19 protein-coding genes and 1 tRNA gene are annotated in these 24,725 nt (G+C 67.9%); 14 read left to right on the plus strand and 6 right to left on the minus strand.

Annotated features, from left to right (window positions below; all coding sequences use genetic code 11):
• Positions 1 to 214 precede the first annotated feature (214 nt).
• From HFGMBDPB_RS10280 to HFGMBDPB_RS10315, 8 genes are all read left to right on the plus strand, one after another.
• Positions 215 to 3,157: a DUF4132 domain-containing protein gene (locus HFGMBDPB_RS10280; protein ID WP_212645356.1), complete on the plus strand. Its 2,943-nt coding sequence runs from the start codon at positions 215 to 217 to the stop codon at positions 3,155 to 3,157.
• 75 nt (positions 3,158 to 3,232) lie between these two features.
• Entirely contained in the window at positions 3,233 to 6,226 is a 2,994-nt protein-coding gene (locus tag HFGMBDPB_RS10285; RefSeq protein ID WP_017403873.1) for a DUF4132 domain-containing protein, read from the plus strand.
• Positions 6,227 to 6,249: 23 nt separating this feature from the next.
• Positions 6,250 to 9,177, plus strand: a complete 2,928-nt coding sequence (locus HFGMBDPB_RS10290; protein WP_212645357.1) for a DUF4132 domain-containing protein — start codon at positions 6,250 to 6,252, stop codon at positions 9,175 to 9,177.
• A complete protein-coding gene (locus tag HFGMBDPB_RS10295; protein WP_212645358.1) occupies positions 9,177 to 10,301 on the plus strand; it encodes an ATP-binding protein in 1,125 nt (374 codons plus the stop codon). Before HFGMBDPB_RS10290 ends, HFGMBDPB_RS10295 begins: the two co-directional genes overlap by 1 nt.
• Positions 10,291 to 12,747, plus strand: a complete 2,457-nt coding sequence (locus tag HFGMBDPB_RS10300; protein WP_212645359.1) for a DUF5682 family protein — start codon at positions 10,291 to 10,293, stop codon at positions 12,745 to 12,747. The genes HFGMBDPB_RS10295 and HFGMBDPB_RS10300 overlap by 11 nt, the downstream gene beginning before the upstream one ends.
• Before the next feature lie 47 nt (positions 12,748 to 12,794).
• Entirely contained in the window at positions 12,795 to 13,988 is a 1,194-nt protein-coding gene (locus HFGMBDPB_RS10305; RefSeq protein ID WP_212645360.1) for a VWA domain-containing protein, read from the plus strand.
• Positions 13,985 to 15,655 carry an SWIM zinc finger family protein gene (locus tag HFGMBDPB_RS10310; protein WP_212645361.1) on the plus strand — a complete coding sequence of 557 codons (1,671 nt, stop codon included), beginning with the start codon at positions 13,985 to 13,987 and terminating at the stop codon, positions 15,653 to 15,655. The genes HFGMBDPB_RS10305 and HFGMBDPB_RS10310 overlap by 4 nt, the downstream gene beginning before the upstream one ends.
• Positions 15,652 to 15,957, plus strand: a complete 306-nt coding sequence (locus HFGMBDPB_RS10315; protein ID WP_017403878.1) for a hypothetical protein — start codon at positions 15,652 to 15,654, stop codon at positions 15,955 to 15,957. Before HFGMBDPB_RS10310 ends, HFGMBDPB_RS10315 begins: the two co-directional genes overlap by 4 nt.
• Here HFGMBDPB_RS10315 and HFGMBDPB_RS10320 read toward each other — a convergent pair.
• Complete coding sequence (locus tag HFGMBDPB_RS10320; protein WP_016451625.1) at positions 15,942 to 16,769, minus strand: isocitrate lyase/PEP mutase family protein; 828 nt, start codon at positions 16,767 to 16,769, stop codon at positions 15,942 to 15,944. The genes HFGMBDPB_RS10315 and HFGMBDPB_RS10320 overlap by 16 nt on opposite strands.
• Here HFGMBDPB_RS10320 and HFGMBDPB_RS10325 point away from each other — a divergent pair.
• Both HFGMBDPB_RS10325 and HFGMBDPB_RS10330 read left to right on the plus strand, forming a co-directional pair.
• The gene (locus tag HFGMBDPB_RS10325) at positions 16,768 to 18,141 is read left to right on the plus strand and encodes a helix-turn-helix domain-containing protein (RefSeq protein WP_249343405.1); all 1,374 of its coding nucleotides are present in this window, start codon (positions 16,768 to 16,770) and stop codon (positions 18,139 to 18,141) included. The genes HFGMBDPB_RS10320 and HFGMBDPB_RS10325 overlap by 2 nt on opposite strands.
• Before the next feature lie 135 nt (positions 18,142 to 18,276).
• Entirely contained in the window at positions 18,277 to 18,603 is a 327-nt protein-coding gene (locus tag HFGMBDPB_RS10330) for a 7(1) septoil knot domain-containing protein (RefSeq protein ID WP_016446204.1), read from the plus strand.
• Positions 18,604 to 18,686: 83 nt separating this feature from the next.
• Here the strand turns inward: HFGMBDPB_RS10330 and HFGMBDPB_RS10335 are convergent.
• A tRNA-Gly gene (locus HFGMBDPB_RS10335) sits at positions 18,687 to 18,760 on the minus strand.
• Between the two features lie 1,328 nt (positions 18,761 to 20,088).
• Between HFGMBDPB_RS10335 and HFGMBDPB_RS10340 the strand changes: the two genes are divergently transcribed.
• The 4 genes from HFGMBDPB_RS10340 to HFGMBDPB_RS10355 all read left to right on the plus strand — a co-directional run bounded on the left by HFGMBDPB_RS10340 (position 20,089) and on the right by HFGMBDPB_RS10355 (position 23,378).
• The gene (locus tag HFGMBDPB_RS10340; RefSeq protein WP_016447197.1) at positions 20,089 to 20,592 is read left to right on the plus strand and encodes a GNAT family N-acetyltransferase; all 504 of its coding nucleotides are present in this window, start codon (positions 20,089 to 20,091) and stop codon (positions 20,590 to 20,592) included.
• Between the two features lie 442 nt (positions 20,593 to 21,034).
• The gene (locus HFGMBDPB_RS10345; RefSeq protein WP_016447196.1) at positions 21,035 to 21,571 is read left to right on the plus strand and encodes a cysteine hydrolase family protein; all 537 of its coding nucleotides are present in this window, start codon (positions 21,035 to 21,037) and stop codon (positions 21,569 to 21,571) included.
• 170 nt (positions 21,572 to 21,741) lie between these two features.
• Positions 21,742 to 21,879, plus strand: a complete 138-nt coding sequence (locus tag HFGMBDPB_RS10350; protein WP_162233967.1) for a hypothetical protein — start codon at positions 21,742 to 21,744, stop codon at positions 21,877 to 21,879.
• A gap of 710 nt (positions 21,880 to 22,589) precedes the next feature.
• Positions 22,590 to 23,378, plus strand: a complete 789-nt coding sequence (locus HFGMBDPB_RS10355) for a class I SAM-dependent methyltransferase (RefSeq protein WP_212645362.1) — start codon at positions 22,590 to 22,592, stop codon at positions 23,376 to 23,378.
• A gap of 36 nt (positions 23,379 to 23,414) precedes the next feature.
• Here HFGMBDPB_RS10355 and HFGMBDPB_RS10360 read toward each other — a convergent pair whose 3' ends face one another.
• The 4 genes from HFGMBDPB_RS10360 to HFGMBDPB_RS10375 all read right to left on the minus strand — a co-directional run bounded on the left by HFGMBDPB_RS10360 (position 23,415) and on the right by HFGMBDPB_RS10375 (position 24,645).
• The gene (locus HFGMBDPB_RS10360; protein ID WP_212645363.1) at positions 23,415 to 23,696 is read right to left on the minus strand and encodes a hypothetical protein; all 282 of its coding nucleotides are present in this window, start codon (positions 23,694 to 23,696) and stop codon (positions 23,415 to 23,417) included.
• Positions 23,697 to 23,795: 99 nt separating this feature from the next.
• Positions 23,796 to 24,044 (minus strand): hypothetical protein, encoded by a 249-nt coding sequence (locus tag HFGMBDPB_RS10365; RefSeq protein WP_016447191.1) that lies wholly within the window; start codon positions 24,042 to 24,044, stop codon positions 23,796 to 23,798.
• A complete protein-coding gene (locus HFGMBDPB_RS10370; RefSeq protein WP_016447190.1) occupies positions 24,041 to 24,223 on the minus strand; it encodes a hypothetical protein in 183 nt (60 codons plus the stop codon). The genes HFGMBDPB_RS10365 and HFGMBDPB_RS10370 overlap by 4 nt, the downstream gene beginning before the upstream one ends.
• A gap of 200 nt (positions 24,224 to 24,423) precedes the next feature.
• Complete coding sequence (locus HFGMBDPB_RS10375) at positions 24,424 to 24,645, minus strand: hypothetical protein (RefSeq protein ID WP_017403888.1); 222 nt, start codon at positions 24,643 to 24,645, stop codon at positions 24,424 to 24,426.
• Positions 24,646 to 24,725 lie beyond the last annotated feature (80 nt).

Here is a 24,725-nt window from a genome sequence, read left to right on the forward strand (position 1 = left end):
CGCGTGCCGCTGAACAATGGCGCATTCCTTGCCGACGGCGCTACAGTTTTTTCCGAAGCTGACGACATACGCAGGGCATGAATCTGTGAGTTTTCCGAGGAACTGTCCGAATGGATCAAGAACCTTTGCGTCCATCCCGTGCAGGCTCCACCCCCGTCTCCATCCCGGCAGGCCCCGGTTTGCGGCTGCCCACATTGTTCATCTCCTCATCTTTATGAGCACTACCGATCTTCACGCAGCTTCCCTGAGCGATCTCTATGACCGGCTGGACGAAGGCCTCAGCGAAGAGGCCTTTGCCGCCGAACTTGATGCCCGGCTTCATGACGGGCGGGCCGATGAGGTGCAGGTTTTCCTGCGTGATTGCGAGGAGCGCTGCCTTTACATGCTGGGGCGCCTGAACAGCAGCGAATCGCCCTGGACACATGACGGTGAGCGCTGGCTGGCCCTGGCACGGCTCACGGTGCCGCGCGGCCATGCGCCGGCAGGGCTCAGCGATAAGCTGACCAATGCCAAGGTGGCCGCCGAAGTGCGCGTGATGGCCGAGCAATGGCTGGCCCATGCCCGCAGCGCGGATCTGCCGGTCTTCAAAGGCATAGGCATGGTGCTGGGCAACCTGGTGCCCTGGCTCTGCTATCCAGGCATGCCCTACGAGGAAGTGACGGCCACGCTGGACTGGACGCTGGCCCTGCGCAAGGAAGGTGAGTACAAGCCCGACACCGAGTACCACGCGCCCTGGAAGCGGCTGATCGCCCAGCTGAACGATGCCGACCTGCAGCGCTACGCCGCCGTGGGCGGCAAGCTGTTCGCTGATGTGATAGTGCACTACCGCGAAGAGCGCCAACCCAAGCAGCCCAAGGGGCAGGGCTGGAAGTCCTGGATGGGCTTCTTTGCCGCGCATCCCGAGCTGTATGACCAGACCTACATAGGCGATCCGGACCTGATAGAGCAGCGCTGGGCCAGCGCAGATGCCCCACGGCGTGAGGAACTGGCGGGCACCCTGATGGGCCAATTGGGCCATGCCCAGGGCGGGGAGCGTACCCGTGCGCTGCAGCTGCTGGACCGCCTGGTGGCCGAGGATCCCGCGCCCTTTGCCCGGCAGCTGCGTGAGAACGGCGGCTATCGGATCAGCCTGGCGCTGGCCATGCATGTCATGAAGCAGGACGATGCCGCCTTGCTGCCCCTGCTGCTGCCGGCCATTGCCCAGCACTGCGACCGCGAGGACGAGCTGCGCCGCTACCGCAGCGCGATCCGCGAACTGGTGACCCGCCGCCCGGCCGATCTGGCCGAGGTGCCTGTCAAGGACCTGGTCAATGTGCTGCCCGCGTTCGACACCGCCAGCCTGAAGGCCACGCTGCCCACCCTGACCCCGCTCATCGCAGGCAGCAGCGCCAAGGGCCTGCGCGCCGCCATGGCCGGCTTGGCCGCCCATATTCCGCTGGCCAGCTTGGTGGATGCCGGCTGGCTGAACAAGCCGCCCAAGAACCTGCTGCTGACCTGCCGCGACGTGCTGCTGGCCCACCCCGACCCCGCCGTCGGTCCCTTGCTGGCGCAGTTGCTGGCCGGCGGCAAGCTGGATGCGGCCTCGGCCAGCAGCGTGCAGCAGCGGCTGAACCAATTGGGCCTGACAGGGCAGGGCGCCTCGGCATCGGAAGAAAGCCGGGCAGATGCCGCATCGCCAGCGTCTGCCGCTGGCGGCGTGGACTTGGAAGCCCAGATCGCCTCCATCAAGCGCCTGAGCGCGGCCATCAAGCCCTTCGACACGCCCGAGCTGCTGGCGCTGTGCGCGCCGCTGTCCGAGCACGCGGCCCGCGTGCTGCTGCACGTATCCGCCATTGCCGAAGGCGGCCTGCCGCCGCTGGCCGGCGAGCTGCTGGCGCGCATTCCGGCCGACAACCGTGCCCGCCTGGCGCTGGCCCTGGTGCAGCAATGGATTGCTTGCGAGGGCGAGCCCAAGCAGCGCTGGGCGCTCAGGCTGCTGCCCGGCCATGCCGATGACCGCGTGGTCGATGCGCTGGTGGCCGCCGTCCAGGCCTGGAACCGCCCGCGCCTGCAGCGCGCGGCCGCCGCTGTCGAGCATCTGGGCGAGGTGGACAGCCTCTACGCTCTGCTGCGCGTGCAGGAGATCTCCGAATCGCGCTCGCTCAAGGACCAGGTGCAGCGCACGGCGCGCAGCGCCCTGCGTGCCGCCGCTGCCCGCCGCAAGATGAGCGTGCCCGAGCTCTTCGACGAGCTGACCCCCGACTTCGGCCTGGGCCAGGGCCTGACGGTCACGGTCGGGCCGCAGAGCTACCGCGTGGAGCTGCAGGGCGATCTGAGCCTGCGCGTCATCAACGACAAAAACAAGGCCAGCAAGACCATTCCTGCGGTCAAGGACGAGGCGCTCAAGCCCGAATGGGAGGCGGCCACCGCGCAGCTCAAGACCCTGGCCACCAGCCTCAAGACCGTGGTCAAGCAGCAGGCGCCGCGCATGCTGGCGGCCCTGGTCAGCGGCAAGCGCTGGCCGCTGGATCGCTGGCAGCGGCTGTTCGTGGCCCACCCGCTGCTGCGCATCGTTGGGCGCAGCCTGATCTGGCGCGCAGAGGATGCGCCGGGCCTGGCGCGCACCAGCTTCCGCCTGGCCGAGGATTTCTCGCTGGTCGATGTGGAGGATGAAACCGTGGCCCTGCCGGCAGGCTGCAGCATCAGCCTCTGGCACCCGGCCACGGCCCAGCCCGGCGAGCGCGAGGCCTGGCAGGCCTACATGGCCGACTATGAGCTGGAGCCCCTGGTCGACCAGCTGGGCGCCTGCGCCGAGCAGCCTGCGCCCGGCCAGTTCAGGAACGGCATGCTGCTGCCGCCCGCGCCGATCACGCTGGCGCAGGAGCAGCTCGGCGCCATGCTCAAGAAGTTCGGCTACCGGCCCGGCCCCGTGGGCGATGGCCCCAGCATCAACGAGCATGTGTGGCGCCTGCCCGCGCTGGAGCTGAGCCTGGAGCTGTCGCACGGCTATTTCCCGCCCTACCTGGACCTGGGCCTGCCCGTGGCCGTGGAAGGCCTGCGCGTGCACGACCTGAGCAAGGGTTACGGGGCCAGCGCCGACCCGGCGCGGCTGCCCAAGCCGCTGCTGGCCACGCTGCAAGGCCAGTGGCTGGCCCTGGCGGCCAAGGCGGCTGCCTGAGCCCTTGTCTTTGTGAACCTTTGCTCCCTGAAACGTTGGCCGGCCGACCGCCCATCACCGAAGACTCCACAGACCATGAGCAACAACGAGACAGCAGCGCTTCCCCTGCAGGCTTTGTACGAACTGCACACGGCCGCGCCGGCCGGGCGCGAGGGCATGCCGGCCTTTGCCGCCGAACTGGCAAAGCGCCTGGCCCAGGGGCGTGATGCCGAGGTGGCGGACTTCCTGCGCGACAGCAGCAGCCTGTGCCAGGAGCGGTTGCGCCAGCTGCCCGGCGAGCATGCGCCCTGGCAGCGTGACCACGCGCTGTGGCTGGCGCTGGCGCGCATCAGCCTTCCGCTGGGACAGTTCTATGGGGGCAACCCGGGCGTGCCCCGGCGCAGTGCCGAGCTGACCGCAGAGCTGACGGCACTGGCCCGCGCCTGGCTGGATGACTGGGGCAGCCGCACCCACCAGCCCTGGAGACTGCGCGATGGCTACGACCTCGTGCTCAGGCAGGTGTTCGGCGTGCTGGGCCATGAAGGCATGTCCAGTGCCGATATCACCGGCCTGCTGCGCTGGGCGCGGGAACTGAGCGCAAAGGCCGGCATTGCGCCCGGCGCGCAGTACTACTGCCAGTGGCAGCACCTGCTGCACCAGCTGCCCGAGCCCGAACTGCTGGCCATGGCCATCGAGGACGGCGGCGGCCAGCTCAGCCGCGACATCGTCCAACGCCAGCTGCCGCTGCAGCGCACGCGGCCTGCAGCGCAGCGCTGGGCGCTGTGGCGGGATTTTTTTGCGCAATTCCCCGCCGTGCTTGACCAGCTGCGCCTGCCCGAGCCCGTGCTGATCGCATCGCGCTGGGAGACGGCCGATGCCGCGCGCCGCGACCTGCTGGCCCAGGACCTGTTCAAGGCCTTGTGCTTTGCCTCGGACGATGACTGGCCGCATGACCGTGCCCTGGTGGAGCGCATGCTGCAGACCGACGCTGCGCCCCTGGCCGCCTGGTTCAAGCAACTGGGCCACCTGGCGATCAATCCCGCCGTGGCGCAGCGGCTGTGGGAAGCCCGGTGGCCGGCCCTGCTGCCGCTGCTATTGCCGGCCTGCGCAGACGGCTGCAAGCACGAATCCGACCGCGCCGGCTACGCCTCGGTGGCCGAGACCCTGCTGGCCGATCGCCCTGGCGACCTGGCCCGGCTGGCCGCCGGCCCGCTCACGCACCTGCTGCCCGCGCTGCGCGTGGACACGCTGCAGCGGCTGCTGCCGCAACTGGGCAAGGCCGCCTCCGGCAGTGCCTCCAAGGGTTTGCGTGCGGCGCTGGCACAGGCGCTGTCTGCCTTGCCCGTGGATGCGCCCCAGGCCGCCGGCTGGCTGGCCAAGCCCAACAAGAACCTGGTGCTGGCCTACCGCGATGTGCTGGTGGCCCATCCTGATCCGGCGTCTGGCAGCCTGCTGTCGGCACTGCTGTCCGGTGGATTGCTGGACGTGGCCGAGCAAGGCCCGGTGCAGGCGCGACTGAAGGATCTGGGTGCCGCAGCCCCGGTTGCGGACGCAGCCGGGTCACCTGGCGGCGAGGCCGTGCCAGCGGGCAGCGATGCCGGCTCCCTGGCAGCGCTTGAAGCCCAGGCCGCCAGCCTGCAGCGCCTGTCGCCCGCCATTGCCGCGCTGGACCAGCCGGCGCTGCTGGACCTGCTCGCGCCCCTGTCGGCCCAGGCCGCGCGTGCGCTGCTGCACTTGGCGGCCTCCAGCCCGCAGGAGCTGCCTGCGCTGGCCCGCCAACTGCTGGCCCAGGCCGGCGCGGAGAACCGTGCGCGGCTGGCGCTGGCCCTGGTCCAGCACTGGGTGGCTGCCGATGGCGCGCCCGAATCGCGCTGGGTGCTCAAGCTGCTGCCCGGCGCGGCGGACGACCGCATCGTCGATGTGCTGTCCTCGGCCGCCCTGGCCTGGCACAAGACGCGCAAGGAGCGCGCCGTGGTCGCGCTGCAGCAGCTGGGCCGGCTCGACACGGTCTATGCCCTGTCCTGCGTGCAGGCCCTGGCCACCGGCAAGACCCTCAAGCCCAGCGTGCTGGCCGCCGCGCAGGCCGTGCTGGCCGAGGCCGCCACGCGGCGCGGCATGGCGCTGGCCGACCTCGGCGACGAGCTGACCCCGGACTTCGACCTGGGCCGGGGCGTGCAATTGCAGGTGGGCGCGCAGACCTATGACGTGCTGCTGCAGGGCGACCTGTCGCTGCGCCTGCGCACGCCGGCCGGCAAGCTGGTGCGCAGCCTGCCGGCCCTGGCCGACGAGGGCCTGCGCACGGAGTGGGAGGCGGCCGCCGCGCGGCTCAAGACGCTGTCCAAGGGCATCAAGGCCGTGCTGCAGCAGCAGGCGCCGCGCCTGCAGTCCTGCCTGATGCTGGGCCGGCACTGGCCGCTGGACACCTGGCGCCGCCTCTTCCTGGAGCACCCGCTGCTGCGCGTGGTAGCACAGGGCCTGGTCTGGCGGGTGGAGCCCGCAGCCGGCCAGCCGTTCAGCCTGCGCATTGCCGAGGACCTGTCCCTGGTCGATGCCGAGAGCGACGCGGTGCAACTGCCGGCCGAGGGCCGCATCGCCCTGTGGCACCCCGCGCAGGCCACCGAGCAGGAGCGTGCGCAGTGGCGCGAATGCCTGGCCGACTACGGCCTCAAGGCCCTGGTCGAGCAGGTCGATGCGCCCGCCGACCTGCCGCTGTCCAGTCAGTGGCAGCAGGAACTGCTGCAGCCCCTGGCACCGATACGGCTCACGCAGCAGGCGCTGGACGGCCTGGCAGGGCCATGGCACTTTCATGCCGGCCCCGTGTGCGATGGCCCCGGCATCTACCTGCACCTGCGGGACTTTGCCGTGCAGCGCTGGCGCGTGGAACTGCTGCACAGCGCGGCCATGCCGTACTACGAGCCCGGCCATGAGATCGACATCGAAGGCTTTGCCCTGCGCGACATGGCCGCCGACCGCCTGCTGCCCCCGGCCGAATGGCCGCTACCGCTGCAGGCATCGCTGTGCGCCATGCTCCAGGCCCTGGCCTCGCGCGCTGCGGGCGCGGCAGCCGCAGCGGCTGCAGCCCAGGTTTGACTCCCTCCAGAACCCCTGACTCCATGAACTCTTCGACCCTAGAACACACCGACCAGGCCACGCTCGAGGAACTGAGCGCCTCGCTGCCACCCGCCGAACTGGTCCAGGTGCTGGCCAGCCGCATGCGCGCGGGCCGGCATGACGAAGTGGGCGCCTTCACGCGCAAGGCCTTCGACGACTATTCCAACCCCATCCGCGCCCTGGGCAACTTCGATCTGCCCTGGACCCATGACCATGACCTGTGGCTGGCCTTCGCGCGGCAGACCATCCCCTTCGGGCGCAGGATCGACGGCAGCCTGGACGGCGACATTCCACGCCACAGCCCCGAGCTTGCGGCCGAGTTCGAGCAGATGGCGCGCGCCAGCCTGGCCCGTCCACCTGCGCCGGACGGCGACAACGACTACCGTGAAATCCGCATCCTGGACATGTTCGGCTGGCTCTGGTACCCGGGCATCAGCCGTGAACGGGTGATGCAGCTGCTGGACTGGGCCGCAGAGCTGAACGTCCAGTCCGGTGGCGGGTATGACAGAGCCGACTGGAAGCTGCTGCTGGGCAGCCTGGACGACCAGGACCTGATGGAGCTGGCCGAGCGCGGTGGCGCGCTCTATGCCGACATCCGCGATGTCTACCTGACGCGGCACAGCGACGTTCCGCACCCGCAGCGCTGCGCGCCCTGGTACGACTTCTACCGCCGCCATCCCGACTGGTTCGACGACAAGCCCATCAACGAAGACCCGGGCCTGATCGCGCTGCGCTGGGACCTGGGCGCCGATGCCCAGCGGCGGCTGGAGCTGGTCAACCTGCTGCTGGGCAGGGCGGACCGCGAGCCGGTTGATTACTTCATTCCCATTTTCGACCGCCTGGTGCGGGAGGATGCCGCGCCCTTCATCGCCTGGATCGAAGGATGGCAGCCCAAGTACCACTTCGATGCGGTGGTCGCCCGGCAGATCTGGGCGGCACGCTACCCGGAGCTTTTGCCCCATCTGCTGCGCTGCATATTGCAGGTATCGCGGATCGAGCCCTTCATCGGCCTGCTCAACCAGATGCTGGCCGAGCAGCCCGACTATCTGCGCGAGATTCCCACCGTGCGCCTGGCCCCGCTGCTGGCGCAGCTGGACCCGACCATGCTGCATGCCCGGCTGCCCCTGCTGGGCGAACTGCTGGCGGCCAGCAGCTCGCGGGCGCTGCGCGAAGCGGTGGCGCGCTTCATGCAAGGGCTGGATGCGCAGGCCGTAGGCGCTGTCTTCGAGTCCAACGCCTGGCTGCAGCGGCGCGAGAAGGCGATGCAGCTGGCCTGCCGCGACATCCTGCTGGTCCACCCCGATCCCGGGGTCGCACCGCTGCTGCAGGCGCTGCTGCGCACGGGCCTGGACCTGGGCTCCGAAAGCATGGTCGAGGGCCGGCTGCTGGCCCTGGGTGTGCCAGTGCCGGGTGCTTTGACCGTGGCGCAGGGGGAGGGGGGCAGGGTGCCGCTTGACGCACTGGAGGCCCGCGTGGCGCGCTTCAAGCGCTTTTCCAGCAGCATCAAGGCCTATGACCAGCCAGAGACCCTGGCCCTGTTCGCGCCGCTGTCCGGGCATGCGGCCCGCATCGTGCTGCATCTGGTGGCCACGGCCGAGGAAGAGCTGCCGCCGCTGGTGGAGCAGTTGCTGGCCCATGTGCCGGCCGAAAGCCGCGCCCAGCTGTCCCTGCACCTGGTCAATGCCTGGGTGGCCCTGGAGGGCGAGCCCAAGGCGCGCTGGGCGCTGCGACTGGCCAACGGCCATGTCGACGACCGCCTGGTGCAGACCCTGGTGGCCGCCGTGAAGGCCTGGGGCTGGAGCAAGAAGCTGCGCGCCATCATCGCCGTGGAGCAGCTCGGTGCGCTGGACACGCTGTACGCGCTGTCCCAGGTCCAGACCCTGTCCACCTCGCGCAAGCTCAAGGACCTGGTGATTGCGGCAGCGCATGACGCGCTGGAGGCAGCCGCCCAGCGGCGCGGCCTGAGCCTGATCGAGCTGTATGACGAGCTGACGCCCGATTTCGGCCTGGGCGGCGAAGGCCTGGTGCTGGAGGTGGGCCCGCAGCGCTACCGCCTGCAGCTGCAGGGCGACCTGAGCCTGCGCGTGGTGGGCGACAAGGGCAAGGCCTCCAAGACCCTGCCTGCGCTCAAGGACGAATCGCTGCGCCTTCAGTGGAATGCGGCACAGGCCGAATTCAAGACCGTTGCCGCTGGCGTCAAGGCCATCGCCAAGCAGCAGGCGCCGCGCATGGGTACCGCCTTCATGACGGGACAGCGCTGGTCCGTCCCGCGCTGGCGCCGCCTGTTCCTGCAGCATCCCCTGCTGCGCATCATGGGCCGCACCCTGATCTGGCGGCTGGAGCAGGGCGCCAGCTTTCGCATTGCCGAGGACTTTTCCCTGCTCGATGCCGCAGACGATGCCGTGGAGCTGCCCGACGATGCGCAGGTGCTGCTCTGGCATCCGGTCGATGCCGCAGCGGGCGAGGTTGAGGCCTGGCGCACCTGCCTGGCCGACTACGAGCTGCAGCCGCTGATCGACCAGCTGGGCGCGGGTGCGCAACTGCCCGACGCCAGCCAGTGGAAGAACCATGCCCTGCACCCTGCCGGCCCGCTGCAGATACGCCAGGGCGCGCTGTCCGGCCTGTTGGCCAAGTGGAACTACCGCCCTGGCCCCGTGGAAGACGGCCCCGGCATCTACGAGCACAGGCTGGACCTGGCGGGCCCGCAGCTGTACATCGAGCTTCACCACGGGCGCTACATGCCGTTCATGGAACTGGACCACCGCGTGGACATCGCCCACGCCGTGGTCTATGACAGCAGCCACCGCGGCGAGGATGGCCGCTGGCCCCGGCTGCAGCCGCAGCAGTGGCCGCGCGCGCTGCAGGCCACGCTGATGGCGCAGTTCGCGGCCATCGCCGCCAAATCGGCCAGCACCAAAGAGAGCGACTGATGGCCACCAAACGCATTGCAGCGCCCGCCCCGGAACCTGCCGCCCAGCGGCTGCCGGCCGAGATGGCCCACGCCCAGGAACTTGCGGCCCTGCAGGCCGCCGACCAGGGCCCGCGCCCCGACGGCTGGCGCCTGAGCCCGCGCTCCGTTCGGCGCTTCATCCTGGGCGGCCCGGCCCCGGATGGCGGCGGCCCCGAAATCGCCCGCAAGATCCACGGCAACGATGCCCTGGTCGAGCGCGCCATCGTCACCCTGGCCGGCCAGCGCGGCCTGATGCTGGTGGGCGAGCCGGGCACGGCCAAATCCCTGCTGTCCGAGCTGCTGGCCGCCGCCATCAGCGGCGACAGCAAGCTCACCGTGCAGGGCGGTGCCGGCGTGGTGGAGGAGCAGATCCGCTATGGCTGGAACTACGCCCTGCTGCTGCGCGACGGCCCCGGCCCCGAGGCCCTGGTGCCCGGCCCGCTGCACCGCGCCATGGGCGAAGGGCGGCTGCTGCGCTTCGAGGAGATCACGCGCTGCTCCACCGAAGTGCAGGACTGCATGGTGCCCGTGCTCTCCGACCGGCTGCTGCAGATTCCCGAACTCAAGCACGAGCAGCCCTGGCTGCTGGCACGGCCGGGCTTCAATGTGATTGCCACGGCCAACCTGCGCGATCGCGGCGTCAACGAGATGTCGGCCGCGCTCAAGCGCCGCTTCAACTTCGAGACCATGCGCCCGCTCGAAGGCGTGGCCGCGCAGGCCGCATTGATAGGGCAGGAGGTGGGCCGCGCACTGGCGCAGCAGCGCATCGGCACCACCGTCGCGCCCGATGTGCTGGCCCTGCTGGCCACGGCCTTCCAGGAGCTGCGCAGCGGCAGCGTGGAGGGCACGGCCGTGGAGCGGCCGGGCACCGTGCTGTCCACGGCCGAGGCCATCGACGTGGCCTTCAACGCCGCCTGCCAGTGCTGGTACTTCGGGCAGGAGCGCGTGGGTCCGGCCCACCTGGCGCGCCACCTGCTGGGCACGGTGATCAAGGACGACGACGAGGATCGCCGCCGCTTCGCCGAATACCTGCGCGTGGTGGTACGCCAGCGTGCAGGGCAGCCGGCTTGGCAGGACTTTGTCGCAGGCGGCCGTGAGCACTGACGCTGCCGCGTGGCTGGCGCCGCTGCCGCAGCTGCGCCTGGTGCCCGTGCGCCACCACAGCCCGCGCTGCGCCCATCACCTGCGCGCGCTGATGCGCGAGTTCAAGCCCACCCACGTGCTGATCGAAGGCCCGGGCGAACTCGATGCCCTGCTGCCTGCGCTGCAGCACGCCCAGGCGCGTCCACCGCTGGCGGCCTACCTGCATGCGACCGTGGCAGGCGGCGATGGCGCACATGAAACGAATGGCTCGAATGGCGCTTTGGAGGACGACTGGCGCTGCCGCTGCTATGTGCCCTTTGCGGCCTTCTCTCCTGAATGGGTGGCCCTGCGCGAGGCGGTGCGGCTGCGCAGCCATGTGCGCTTCATCGACCTGCCCTATGCGGCGCGGCTGGCCCAGGCCGCGCAGCTGGACTACTTCGCCTGCGCGCCCGAACCCCTGCTGGCCGACGAACCCTCGCGGCGCGCGCCCGACGTGCTGGCCGGCCTCATCCAGGCCGGCGGCTGCCGAGACTTCGACGAATGGTGGGACCGGCATTACGAATCGGGCAATGAGGACGCCTCGCCCCAGGCGTACTTTGCCGGCGTGCTGGCCTTCAGCCAGCTGCTGCGCGAGCGGGACGAGGCAGCGGGCGGCGCGGGCCCTGATGCCGAAGACAGGGCTCGCGAGGCCCACATGGCCGCCCAGGTCCGCAAGGCCCTGGCCGAAGGCGGGCGCTGCCTGGTGGTCTGCGGCGGCTTTCATGTGGCGGGCATCGTGGCTGGGATCACCGCTGGCCTGTCGGCGCCCGAGCGTCCGGCTGCGGCCGGTCAGCCCATCGATGTGGGCGTGCATCTCATCCCCTACACGCTGCAGCGGCTGGAGCGTGCCAGCGGCTACGCGGCCGGCATGCCCATGCCCGGCTACTACCAGGGCGTTTGGCAGGCGCTGGAGCAGGGCGCCTCGCAACCCGATGCCCAGGCCTGGCCCGAGATGGCGGCACGCACCGTGAACGGCCTGCGTGCCCGGGGCCTGCCCGCCAGCCTGCCCGACGCGGCAGAGGCCGTGCGCCTGGCCCATGGCCTGGCTGCACTGCGCGCCTGCCACGGCGGCCGGGCCGAGCTGCTGGAAGCGCTGGACAGCGCCGTGTTCAAGGAGCATGCCCAGGCCCTGCGTCCGCAGCCTATGGTGCAGCAGACCGGGCAGCAGACCGGGCAGCAGACTGGTCAATGGCTGCTGGACGCCGACGACTACGGCCAGCTGCCACCCAACGCGCCGGCCGCCCCGCTGCTGGTCGATGTACAGGCCTTCTGCCTGCGCCACCGCCTGCCCGTGCGGCCTGCCGCACCCGTGCGCAAGGAGCTGGACATCTACCGCAGCGCCCGCCACCGCCGCCTTTCGCAGGGACTGCACCGGCTGCGCTACCTGGGCGTGCCCTATGCGCAATGCCTGGCGGGACCGGACTTTGTGGCGGGCACCGGCCTGGCGCGCGTGCGCGAGGTCTGGACGCTGGGCTGGCAGGTCGAGACCACGGTGGCACTCACCGAGGCCATGCGCCACGGCTCCAGCCTGCAAGAGGCCGCTGTCCACCGCGTGCTGGAGCGGCTGTCGCAGACCGCCGACACCGAGCCGGCGCAGCGCGTGCTGGAAGTGCTGGTCATGGGCCTGGACGGCATTGCCCAGCAGGTGCTGGACACCGTGCAGGCCTGGATGGAGCGCAGCCACGACGCCCTGGCCCTGGCCCGCGCCACCGGCTGCTTGGCCCTGGCCTACGAGGCCCGCCATGCGCTGGGCGGCGTGGGCCTGGCGCGCCTGCTGCCGCTGCTGCGGCGCTGCTTTGCGCAGGCCTGCCTGCGCATGCCCTGGCTGGGCGAGGGCGTTGCATCCCAGCAGGCACAGGCCCTGGATGCCCTGGCCGATCTGCACGGCATGGTCTGCCGCCACGCGCCCTGGGCCGACGCCGGCCTGTTCCACGATGCCTGTGCCGCCTTGCATGAGGCAGGAGCCGGCAGCACGCCTGCGCGCGTGCGCGGCGCCACCGCCGGCATCCTGAGCATGGCCGGCCGCTGGCAGATTGCGCAGACCGATGCCGCCCTGCGCGCCATGCTGGGCCTGGCGCAGGTCGATGCTGCCGCCATGGGCGAGTACCTGCAGGGCTTTGTGCGCGTGGCCAAGGGCTGGCTGCTCAGTCATCCGCCGCTGCTGCGCCTGCTCAGCGACGGCATTGCGCACTGGCCGGAAGACGCCTTCCTGGCCGGCCTGCCGGCCTTGCGGCTGGCCTTTGCCCAGCTGACCCGTGCCGAACTGCGGCAGCTGGCCGGGCGGCTGGCCGGTTTGTCGGGCGCGGCCACGCCACCCGGCGCAATCACGCTGGCCTGCGTGCACCTGCCATCGGACAAGGCCCTGGCGCACAGCCGCGCCTTGGCGGCCCAGGTGGGCCGGCTGCTGCAACCCTGGGGACTGTCATGAGCCGGAAAGATCCGCCAATGCACAAACTGCCAATGCACGAGCCGCCAATGCAGGAACAGGCAATCGATGCCGCCACCCTGCGGCGCTGGCGCCTCATCCTCGGGCCCGAGGCGGCCCAGCCCCTGGCTGCGGCGCAGCCGCTCGATGACGCCGATGCGCGCCGCGACGCGGCACTGGACTATCTCTACCAGCGCGAGCACAGCCTGCGCGAGCAGCCCGACGGTGCAGGCACCGACGCCTGGCAGGGCACGGGTGGGCTATCCGCCCGCCAGGGCGGCAGCGGCGTGCCCGAGCCCCAGGCCGTGCACTGGCTGGGCGAGGTGCGCGACCTGTTTCCGCACAGCGCCGTGGAAACGCTGCAGCGCGATGCGCTGTCGCGGTACGGGCTGCACGGCCTGCTCGGCGACCCCCAGGTACTGGCCCAGGCCACGCCCAGCATTGAATTGGTGGCCGCGCTGATGGCCGTGCGCGCCAGCCTGCCCGTGCAGGTGCTGGACGAGGCCCGGCGGCTGGTGGCACGCGTGGTGGCGGATCTGCAGGCACGGCTGTCCTCGCGCGTGCGTTCGGCCTTCGGGCGGCGGCGCAGGCGCCGCAGTGGCCGGGGCCAGGGGCAGATGAGCGATCTGGACTGGCCGCGCACCCTGCGTCACAACCTGCGCCACTACCAGCGCGAGGAGCAGGTGCTGGTGCTGGAGCGCCTGTTCTTCAGGGAGAACGAGGCGCAGCGCCTGACCTGGGACCTGTGGCTGCTGGTGGACCAGAGCGGCTCCATGTACGAATCCGTCATCCACAGCGCCGTGATGGGCAGCATCTTCGCGCGCGTGCGCGCCCTGCGCACCCATGTGCTGCTGTTCGCCGACGAGGTGGCCGACGTCACCAGCCAGTTGCATGCGCCCGAAGAACTGCTGCTGGGCGCGCAACTGGGCGGAGGCACGAATATCGGTGCCGCCCTGGCGCATGCGGCCGGGCAACTGGCCGCGCCGCGCCGCAGCGTGGTCGTGCTGATCACCGATCTCTACGAAGGCCATGACGAGGCCCGCGTCATCGCCGAGACCGAGCGGCTGATCGCCAGCGGTGCGCGCGTGCTGGTGCTGGCTGCCCTGGATCGCCGCGCCCATCCCGACTACGACCGGGACCTGGCTGCGCAACTGGTGGAACGCGGTGCGCAGGTCGGCGCCATGACGCCCGACCATCTGGTGGACTGGCTGGCCCGTGCCATGCAGGCAGGGCGATCCTCATGATGCAGGAATGGCTGCGCACCCTGGACGATGACGCCATTGCCGACTGGGCCAACAAGGGCCTGCTCAAGCGCGGCGCAAAGGCCCTGGCGACATTGGATGCGGCGGCCTGGGAGCTGGATGCCAGCCATGCCCGGGCCGATATCGAAGGCCATGTCCAGACCCTGGCCGGCGCGGGCTTTGCCACGCTGCAATGCAGCTGCCCGGCGTATGGACCCTGCCACCATCTGTGCGCCTTGCTGCTGGGCCTGCGTGCGCGCCTGGCCAGCGGAGGGGCGGCCGATGAGGCAGCACAGGCCCCTATCGCGCCATGGCTGGAGGGCGATGCCGAGGTCGTGGCGCGGGCCTTCGGCAGCGCTGCCCAGCGCAAGGCCCTGCGCTGGATGGCACAGGGTTTCGAGGCCGTGCTGGAAGAGACGCCGGCCGCGCTGGTCGGTGAACTCTCCAATCCCGACGAAGTGACCGTGCGCCTGCCGCGTGCTGGCGGCCTGGCGGCGGCCAGTTGCAGCTGCAAGGCCGCCACCTGCGCGCACCGCGCCCTGGTGGCATTGCAGGCGCGGCGCGCAGCGGGCGCACCCATGCCCGAGCTGCCTGCGCATGCGCTGGAAGCCGGCGCACTGCAGCGTCTGGCGCAGGTGAGGCTCTGGCTGACCGGCTGGGTGCTGCAGGGCCGTGCCGGCATGAGCCCGGCCTTCCTCGCCCAGGGCGAGGCACTGTCCACCGAACTGCGCCAGGCCGACCTGCCGCGCCCCGCCAGCGTGCTCAACCTGCTGGTGCGCGCCTTGCGCGACGAGCGCGCGGGCCGTGCCGGCGCGGCCGAGCGCGTGGCTCCCCTGCTGGCCGCGCTGTGGATGCTGCTGCGCGGCCTGGCCCAGCAACCCCTGCCTCGGCCTCTGCAGGAGCTGGCTGGCGTGCATAGGCGCAGCTACCGGCGCGTGCAAGGCCTGTGTCTGCATGCCGTGGCGGCCGAGCTGTGGCTGGCGCGCGGAGGGCAGCGCGGTTTTTCGGTGCACTTGCAGGATGCGGCCAGCGGCCGGTTCCTGACCTGGTCGGCATCGCGCGCTGAGGGCTTTGATCCGCAATGGGAGCCTGCCCAGGCGCTGGAATCGGAAACCCTGGGCGGCCTCACGGCAAGGCAGCTGCTGCAAGGTCCTCATGTGCTGGTGGACGGCTGGGTCAGCGACGACGGCCGCCTTTCGGCGCGGGATGCCACCCGGCTGGTGGCGGCCCAGGCGGCCGGCCCCTTGCCGGGGGCCGACGACCCCCAGGTCCTGCTGCGCCGCCATCTGCAGGAGCTGCATGCCGACCCCTGGCGCCAGCAGCCGCCCCTTTGGGCGCGATGGCAGGTGAGCGGCAGCGGCCTGCCGCAGACTGACCTGCTGCTGCAGCGCTGGACGATGGAGCTGCAACCGCAGCTGCCAACCTCCGGCCCCGTCATATGCCTGGCCGGCGATCTGCACGGCATGCAGGGCAGGGCGGGCGAGGCCCTGCGCCGGGAGCTGGCGTGCGGCCGGGTGCTGCAGGAGGTCTTTGGCCGCGTGGAATTCGTGGCCGGGCGATTGCAGATGGCCGTGGCATCGGTGCGCTGGCGGGACAGTACGGACTGGCACCATCCCAGCACGGCCTGGAAGCCGCCGCCAGCGCAGGGCAGCAGGGAGAAACAGCCATGAGCACGGCACCGAACGAAAACGCCGAGGCGCCGCTGCGCCATTGGCTGGCACAGGGCCAGGTCTGGCTGGCCGATATGCAGGCCGCAGGCCTGGTGGGTGCCGGCGCACCGCTGCTGGCCGCAGGCCGGGCCTGGGCCGATCAGGCCGCACTGCTGGGCTGGTCCGCCCTGGCACGGCAGATGGACGGCGTGCTGGACCCGCAGCTTGCGCCGGTGGAGCGCGCGGCCGCCCTGCTCGATATCGCGGTCTGGGTCATGACCGCGCAGCGGCTGCAGGCCGGTGCGGATCAGTCCTTGCCCTGAAAAAAGCCATTGAGCTCGGCGCCCGGCGTGGCCTGGGCGAACGCGTCGAAGCGCCCCGTCTCGGCAATGGAGCGCGCCGCATGCAGAAAGCCGCCCCAGGCTGCGCGCGCCAGTGCGCCGCCCACGCTGATGCGGCGCACGCCCATGGCCTCGGCATCCTGCAGGCTCCATTCGCTGGCCCCTCCGATCAGCAGATTCACCGGCTTGGGTGCCACGGCCGCCACCACGGCACGGATCTGCTCGGCGCTGCGGATGCCGGGTGCGTACAGGCAGTCCGCGCCGGCCTCGGCATAGGCCTTGAGCCGGGCAATGGTGTCGTCGAGATCGGGCCGGCCCACGAAGAAATTCTCCGCACGCCCGACCAGCAAGGTGCTGCCGCCTGCCTCGTCGATGGCAGCGCGGGCGGCGCGCAGCCGGGCCACGGCGTCCTCGATGCTGCGCAAGGGGTTGGCCGCATCGCCTGTCGAATCCTCGATGGACAGCCCTGCCACGCCGGTGTCCAAGGCCATGCGAACGCTCTCTGCCACCTCCTGCGGACCCAGGCCGAAGCCGCTTTCAAAGTCCGCGTTCACGGGCAGGTCGGTGGCCGCGACCAGGGTGCGCAGATGCGCCAGGGTCATGTCGCGCGAGATGGCGCCATCGGGCCTGCCCAGCGACCATGCATGGCCCGAGCTGGTGCTGGCCAGCGCCTTGAAGCCCAGGCCCTGCAGCATGCGGGCGCTGCCGGCGTCCCATGGATTGGGCAGTACAAAGCAGCCCTGGCGGTGCAGGGCCCGGAAGCTGGCACGTTTTTGTTCGGTGGTAGGGGTCATGGAACACTCCGTTTTGACTCTTGAGAAACTCAAGCATCGATTCTCCAAGGCCTGTGAACGCTATCCACCGCCACAGGCTGAATGGCTGCTGGACCTGCCGAGGCACCAACTTCTGCGCATCTTCCTGCATCACTGCCTGGGTTGCATCTTGACGGGCTACCGTTCGTCAGTTCGATTCGCCCCAGCACACATTGCGTTACGATGCCGCGGCTCTCAAATGAAAGCCGTCCTGGGCGAGTGTGTCGCAACGCCTTGGCTGCTATCGGAGGGACGGCTTCACCACGGCATTCTTTTGCCCAGATCATTCGACATGCAGACTCCGACCTCAGCCCTGCCGAGCACCACCTTCACCACCGAGCAGTGCCTGGAGGCGGACAGGTTCGACGCTTGGCGCAGCGGCATCTCTGTACTGTTCGATGTGACCCCGCTGGAACGCGGTACGGTGCGCGGTGGCTTCCACGCCTCGGTAGATGCAGTCCACTTGGGACAATTGCTTTTGGGAGACCTGCGCTTCGGTGCACAGCGCTTCTCGCGCGGACATGCACGCGCGGCCCATGACGGGCTGGACCACTATCTGGTGCAGTGGTACCGGGGAGGCGGCTTCACAGGGCGCTGTGACGATGGTCACGAGCTGACGGTGCAAGCAGGTGATGTGGTCTTCTTCGACATGGCTCGCTGCCAGCATACCGTTGCGGACGACTCCCATGTGCTCTCGTTGATCGTGCCCCGCAGCCTTGGCGACCAGGCAATGGGTGCATCGAGTTCAGGCTTGCACGGAACCGTGTTGACCGGCAGCAGCATCTTCGCCGGGCTATTGGCAGATCATCTTTGCGCTCTGCAGCGACGCCTGCCTTCCATCGGCCTGGAGCAGGCTGACGACATAGTGCATGCCACTACCCAGATGCTGGCAGCCTGCCTGCGCCCCAGTCTACGGACGGTGGCCGAGGCTCGGACTGAATTGCGGGCAGCAATGCTGGACCGTATCAAGCGCCATATCGCACGAAACCTGGCCGCTCCCCTCTCGCCCGAGCTGCTTTGCCGGTGCTTCGGCATCTCACGTCACCGGCTCTACCACCTTTTCGAACCTTTGGGGGGTGTGATGCGCTATGTGCAGCAGCGACGGTTGCAAGAGGCCTTCCATGCCCTGTCAAACCCTGCCTACCGACGCCTGCGTGTCGCCGAGGTGGCCGCACGCCTGGGCTTTGCCAGTGAGGCCCACTTCAGCCGCGCATTCCGGGCCAAATTCGGCCACACACCCAGCGACATACGCGCCATGGCGAATTCCACACGCGCGGCATGCATCAAACCTCCTTCCGGGACCACTCCCGCCACCGTGGAGTATGCGGACTGGCTGCTTGGGCTCATGGCCTGAGTGCCGGATGGATGGTCTTGCCCCAGGCTGACGCTCAGTCGAAAACGTCAGGGGCTTCTGCATGCAGGATGCTCTAATAGGGCGGCCGCAAGCCACGGCCTGGCTTGTTTCCGAAGACCCACTCCCTTTTCGCATATGCATCTTCTGCAGCGTTGTAGCTTTGTCTTTGCCTGTCTTGCCCTGCCGGCATTCGTTCACGCCGCAGACTTCGACAAGAAAAACTGCACCTACAAAGGCATCCGCCTCTACGGCAAGGTCCAGCTCGTGCAGTCCTTCCCCGACATCAAGGTCCAGGCAACCAGCTCTTTCCCGGACCTCAAGGTCAAGGTGGTGAACTCCTCCGCAGACCGTTGCGGAGAGTGGCAGATCGTCACCTCTTTCCCTGACTTCAAGGTCCAGATGGTCAACTCCTTCCCGGACCTGAAAGTCGAGATGGGCAGTTCATCGCCTGGCGTGCGATAGCGCCCCGGCGCCGCTGCGGCGGCGCCTGCTCCTCAGTCCAGAGATTGGCCCGCGCGCGCAAATGAAGAGTGCGCGAGGAAAGCTGGAGCGGGCGATGGGAATCGAACCCACGTCATGAGCTTGGGAAGCTCAGGTCCTGCCATTGAACGACGCCCGCCTGGGTTGAGCCATTGTCGAATCATGCATTTCTTCGCTAGATGCTTGTTTTCTTGAGAGTTTCACGGCGCGTTTGCCGCAAAACCTCAACTTGGCACCCAGCGAAATCTATCTGCACCTGCAACCTTGGCGTAGGTTCGGGAGTAGGTTTTTGCCTCCTACGTCGCTGGCAATAGAACCTGCGCCATGACTCTGGGTGAGATTCTAGTGCTATTCGATTCGCGGTCTGCAAAGCAGCTTCAGCCAGGCTCGCACCTGCTCGTGAAGGGGTGCGATGAATTGCGATAGGTCACCTCCCAATCGCACAAAACACGGGCCTACTGCTACAAACAGCTCTGCTGGCCTGATGAAGTAGGTGAGGCTCGGGCACTGGCCCGAGATAGCGCTTTGCAGAGGCTGTCTCAGTTCAGGGAGACAAGCGCGGGGGTAGCGCAGGAGTTGATCCGGTCACTGCCCGTCGCAAGGCAGCACTGGCCAAACATGGTCCTGCCGTATCGTCTAAGGTGCGTGCGCTGCTGGAGGGTTTCCGCGATCACCTTGCGCGGAGCGCTCTGGCGCGAATGCTGGGCGAGGTACCAGAGCTTGCCTGGACAGTGCCGCGTGACGTGACCTGTGGCCAAGCTTACGACGTACTCGACAAGCGACGAGACCCTCCCACGGCGGCCAAGCAGCTGCGGGCACAGCTGGGGCAGGCGTGGGACTGGGGCTCGATGCAGGAAAGATCGGTAGGGAGGCGCCGAACTGTTGGCGTAGCCTTCTCAAACGCCAGCTGTGTTCCAAGGGGAAAACCGCCGGGGGGAAGCATGTGGGGTTTTGGCGCCGGGTGCTGTCCCAGGCGGAACCGCGCAAGCTCCTGTCGTGTCCCCGGACGGATATGTCGCAGAGCGCGCTGGATGGCCAGCCCACTGACGTGCATGGTGGCCCTATAGGTTCCGCCCGGCTGTTTGTCATAGACGTTAGTGGCGATGGGTTCGGGTTTCGTGGTCACGATGCCGGTCCTTTCTGCTGCCGCAAGGGCTTGTGACCGGTCATTTCGAGGTTTCCTTTCTGAGAGGGGCAGTCGCCGAAGGGCAGGGCATCGTCGCGGTGGTGGTCTTTGGGCAACTACCAATGCATCAAGCTCATGCTAGAAGGCCTGAGTCCGGTGCAGTACCGAAATCAGGCCTTGAGCCGCTAACTTCCAACCGTCCAACTTCATGGGGTCAGTTCAAAGCGGGCTTCGTCGTTTCAATGGTGCACTTGACAAAGCTGTAGGGTGCAAGCGCGCTGCCAGGCTTCCGACGGATTCCTGGGCTGGCTACACTTTTCTTTCCACAGAGAAGGGAAGTCATGGGCACAGATATCTACGTTTCGACGCTGACCGCCGATCTGGAGCAGCAGTTCATCGACGCGGTCGGACAGAGCCGCAAACTGCACGCTCCATGGGTTTCGCCGCCCAGCACGGCACAGGAGTTCCAGGGCTACCTGGCTCGCGTGCAGGAGCCGTCGGGTGCGGCATTTGTGATCTGGGAGTGGCGCAGCGATGGTTTTGCCGGGGTCGTGCAGATCACGAACATCCTGATGGACCCGTTCCGCTCTGCCCATATCGACTTCTTTGCATTCTCGGGCTTCGAAGGGAAGGGCCTGATGAAGGAGGGCCTCGCGCATGTCGTGAAGCAGGTCTTCAGGACTTCGAAGCTGCATCGGCTGGAAGCCAACATTCAGCCTGAGAACAAGGCAGCCATAGCACTGGTGAAGTCCTGTGGTTTCAAGTTGGAGGGGTTGTCGCCCGCATTCATGAAGGTCGGTGGTCGCTGGCGAGATCACGAACGCTGGGCGCTGTTGTCCGCGTAGTCGCTGCCCGGATCCGTCAGCGCCTGAGGGTTCTCCATGAACTGGTCTCGCAAAGGACGCAGCACCTTGTCATCCTGGGAAGTGACGAGACGTCGAAGAAGGTGAAGCACACCGAGGTGCAGACAAGGCCTAACAGTGGGCTTGTTCTTGCCTGACGTATCCCCCGAAAACAGCTGGACAGCGTCCGGAACTACAGGGGCGAGATCTGCGGCGCGACAAACGCAAAAAAGCCGCATAGGGCTGAGATGACAGGCGAAGGCGCTCGTTACAATGGAACTCCATGGTTCACTGCACTCTCACCACTACCATCTCCACGACCGCTTCCTGCGGACCGTGTGAAGTGCCGTGAGTCTCAGTTGAACCACTTCCCAGGCCCGCCAGCGATGGACAGGGCCCTTTTTTTTGCCCTTGCGTCGCCGGCACCACGCAAGGAGTTGTTCTCATGTTTGCTCTGTTAGTCCTCGATGTTCAGGTCGGCCTGGTCCGAGGCCCTGAACCCATGTGGCGCTGCACCGAGGTGCTGGACACCATCAACACCTTGATGGCACAGGCCCGCCGTGCGGGAGCGCCAGTTTTTCTGGCTCGTCACATCGGTCCCGTGGGAACGCCCATTGGCCCAGGCAGCCCACTGACCCAACTCGCACCCGAACTGCAACTGGACGGCAGTGAGGTTGTGTTCGAAAAACACCGCCCAAGCGCCTTTGCAGGCACCGATCTGTTGCAGCAGCTTCAAGCACGCAACGTGACCGGCCTGGTCATCACCGGCATGAAGACTCAGTACTGCGTGGACACCAATTGCCGGGTCGCTCGCGATCTGGGCCTTGATGCCGTCCTTATTGCGGATGGACATACTTGTGCCGACACCCCCCAGCTTGCAGCGCAGAAAATTGTGGAACACCACAACGCGACGCTGGCAGGGGCATTTTGCGCGGTCATGCCCGCAAACGCCTGGGATTTCTCGGCACCGGTTCACACCTGATCTGCGGAGTCCGCCCATATTGAGGCACACGCGAGCGATTGCAGCGTCATTTGTCTTTCAGACCACCGGGCCATGGGCCAATGCCGACGGCCTGGTCCTGCCTTGCGCTGATTCCCTGACCTGTGCTTGTCCGACAAGGGCGTGCCTGGGCGGCACCCATGCTTGAGGCCATGAACACACCTCCTCCCAACACCCCTGGCCAAGTGCCCACGTCGTCGTCCCGCAACCGGTTCGCCACCAAGCGGACCATGTACATCGCCGCAGCCGTCGTGGCCGTGGCGCTGATGATGGTGTTTGCGCCCTGGTAGGCGCGATCCACTGTCATGGTCCCGCCCATGCCCGAAAGGGCATGAGAAAGCCCGCCATTTGGCGGGCTGTCGTTTTGGGGAATCGCTTGCCTCAGTGCGCAGGGTGCGCCGTCGGTGCTTGCGCCGTGGGGAGTCGGGCCAGCTTCTGCGAGCAATCGCTGCACACGTGCCACGCATGGAATTGGCGGGCGCCTGTGGCGGGCTTTTCCTGTTCGCACTGCATGCAGAAGACGGCGGGGGCCAGGTCCAGGAGCCGGATCGGCTCTCTGCCTTTCTTGGGACTACGCATAGCTCTCCTTCAAAGTGTTGCTCCTCGGTATCCATTGGGCGCCGGGTTGGAAAAGGCGGTCGTCAGCGGGCGCGCCAAGGCGCAGCAGAAGCCGGCGCCATCGAGGGTGCGGGTTCAACTTACAGCCAGGCCGTCTCACGGTTGTGACTTTTGCATGACCGTGTGGGGAAGGCGCCGCAGCTGTTTGACAGCGTGCTTCGGGCAACCCTAGAATTTTTGCTTCCATTCCTGCGACCATTGCGAGCCTGACATGAACCTGTGACGCCTTCGGACCTTCGTCCGACCAATCCCCCGAAGCCCTTTGCCGGCCGACGGCGGACGCCTGCGTCACCTCCTGCCTGTTCGTTGATTGCTCTGCGTTTCCTGAACGCAACCCGGCGTCGCCGTGCGGCCTCCTTTCGGAATTTTTGAAAGAGTGCCCATGACGGAATCCATCGATATCCTTGCCCACAACACGGCCGCCTGGAACCAGCAGGCTGCCAAGTCCTGCGACTGGTCGCGCCCGGTCGACAGCGCCGAAATAGCACGGGCCCGCGCCGGAAGCTGGCAGGCGCGGCTCACGCCAGGCCCCTTGCCTGCCGGCTGGCTGGATGATGTACGCGGCCTGCGCATCCTCTGCCTTGCCAGCGGCGGCGGCCAGCAGGCGCCCATTCTTGCTGCGGCGGGCGCCCAGGTCACCGTCTTCGACGCCTCAGCCGGCCAGCTTGCGCAGGACCGGCACGTGGCCGAGCGCGAAGGCCTTGCGCTGACCTGCGTGCAGGGCGATATGCGCGATCTGGGGGTCTTTGCAGACGCCAGCTTTGATGTGATCTTTCACCCCATCTCCAACCTCTACGTGCCCGATGTGCGGCCCGTGTGGCGTGAATGCGCGCGGGTGCTGACGACGGGCGGGCGTCTTCTGTCCAGCTTCTGGAATCCGGTGGTCTTCGTGGAGGACCGTGATCCTGCATTGCGCGAGCAAGGACTCGTGCGGCCCGCCTGGCGCCTGCCGTATTCCGATGTGACGGATTTGCCGCCCGAGGCGATTGCGGCCAAGCGCGAGCGCAACGAGGCCCTGGTGTTCGGCCATACGCTGGCCGATCAGATCGGGGGGCAGTTGGATGCGGGGCTTGTGCTGACGGGCTTCCACGAGGACTGGCAGCCCCACGCCCGTTTTGTGATCGAGAAGTTCGTGCCGACCTTCATTGCGACACGTTCGATGAAGGTCTGAACGCGCTACCTACGGCCTGGACCGGCCTTGCCGCGCTCAGGTGCGCAAGGCCGGTATCCAGGTCTGTTGCTGGGCGGGTTCTGCCACGGGCTGCGCCGGTTGCGGTCGGGGAGCAGCGCCTTTGGCCTGGGGCGATGGCTGGGCCTGCCGCACCTGCTCGGCGCCGGACTTGGCCAGCAGCAGCATCACGGCCGTGCAGATCAACGTCAGCAAGAGCACCACGCAGATGGGGCCCAGATCCACGGAGGCGATGTCCAGCCCCTTCAGCGACTGCCAGCGTTCTGAGCGTATTTCCAGCGGTTCTTCGGGATCGGCCATGACACCTCCACTGCGTTGAGTGTGCCTCCATGCTAGGCGCAAGTGAGCATGCAAACAATATGGGGACTTTGCCAGGATGCGAGGGTATACCGCAGGCAGCTACTTGACCCACATCAATTGCGCCGCCACGGCCAGGGCGATGGCCAGCAGCACCAGCAGCACCAGCCTTGCCACGATGGTGACCGCCTTGCGGCGCGCTGCTTTGCGGGTGTTGCGCGGACGAGGTGGGGTAGGCGGCGGCTCCGTGGCATCCAGGGCTGCAATTCTTTCCAGCCAGTCCTGGGTTGTTGGCAGGGCAGTGGCGGGCGGTGACGAGGACGGGGACGAACCGGGCTTGCCGCGGTTCATGGCTCCAGCTCCTGCCGCATCTCTTCCAGCACCTCCAAGGCGCCCTGGATCATGGCCTGCCTGTGCTCCAGCGCAGCCTTCTGGGTCTGCAGCCGTTCCAGCTGCTCGGCTACCTGCGCCTCGTCGGCCCGCAGCTTCTTCAGCCGCTCCTGTATGGCCTCCATTTCCGGGGCGCTCATCTGCCAATCCTCCAGCATGCGAAGGGCGTGGCACGTGGCCCGGTCCCTTCTCACAATTCACACGAATGCCGGCAATTATCTGTGCGTCTTAGCGACTGGCTATGAATGAATTGATATAGATTGTCATCGGCTGGCGCAGAAGGGGGCCGAAAGCTTGCCGCTGCATGCGCACGGTGCTGCGTAGATCAGAGCAGCGCAGTTCAATGCGCGAGGAATTTGAGAAAGATCCGCCCCTGCCGGGTTCTGACCTCGGTCCCTTCGATAAAGCCCATCAGTCTGGCCGAGCCGTCCATGGAGTACAGCGCCGGCCCATCGATGCGGTAGATGAGCCTGGTCCCGCACCGGACGAATTCATCGCCTTCGACACGCCCGATTTCGTGTCCGCGCCCATCAAGCACAGTCCACGAGCGTCCTGCAATCATGGCCTCACCCGGCGGTTGCCGGTCCCCAAGTGAAAGCGTCAATCTAAGGAACGCTGGGCGTCTGAATCTGAGCGAATCTG

Source organism: Delftia sp. PE138 (genome assembly GCF_018320755.1).
GTDB classification, from domain to species: Bacteria; Pseudomonadota; Gammaproteobacteria; order Burkholderiales; family Burkholderiaceae_C; genus Comamonas; species Comamonas tsuruhatensis.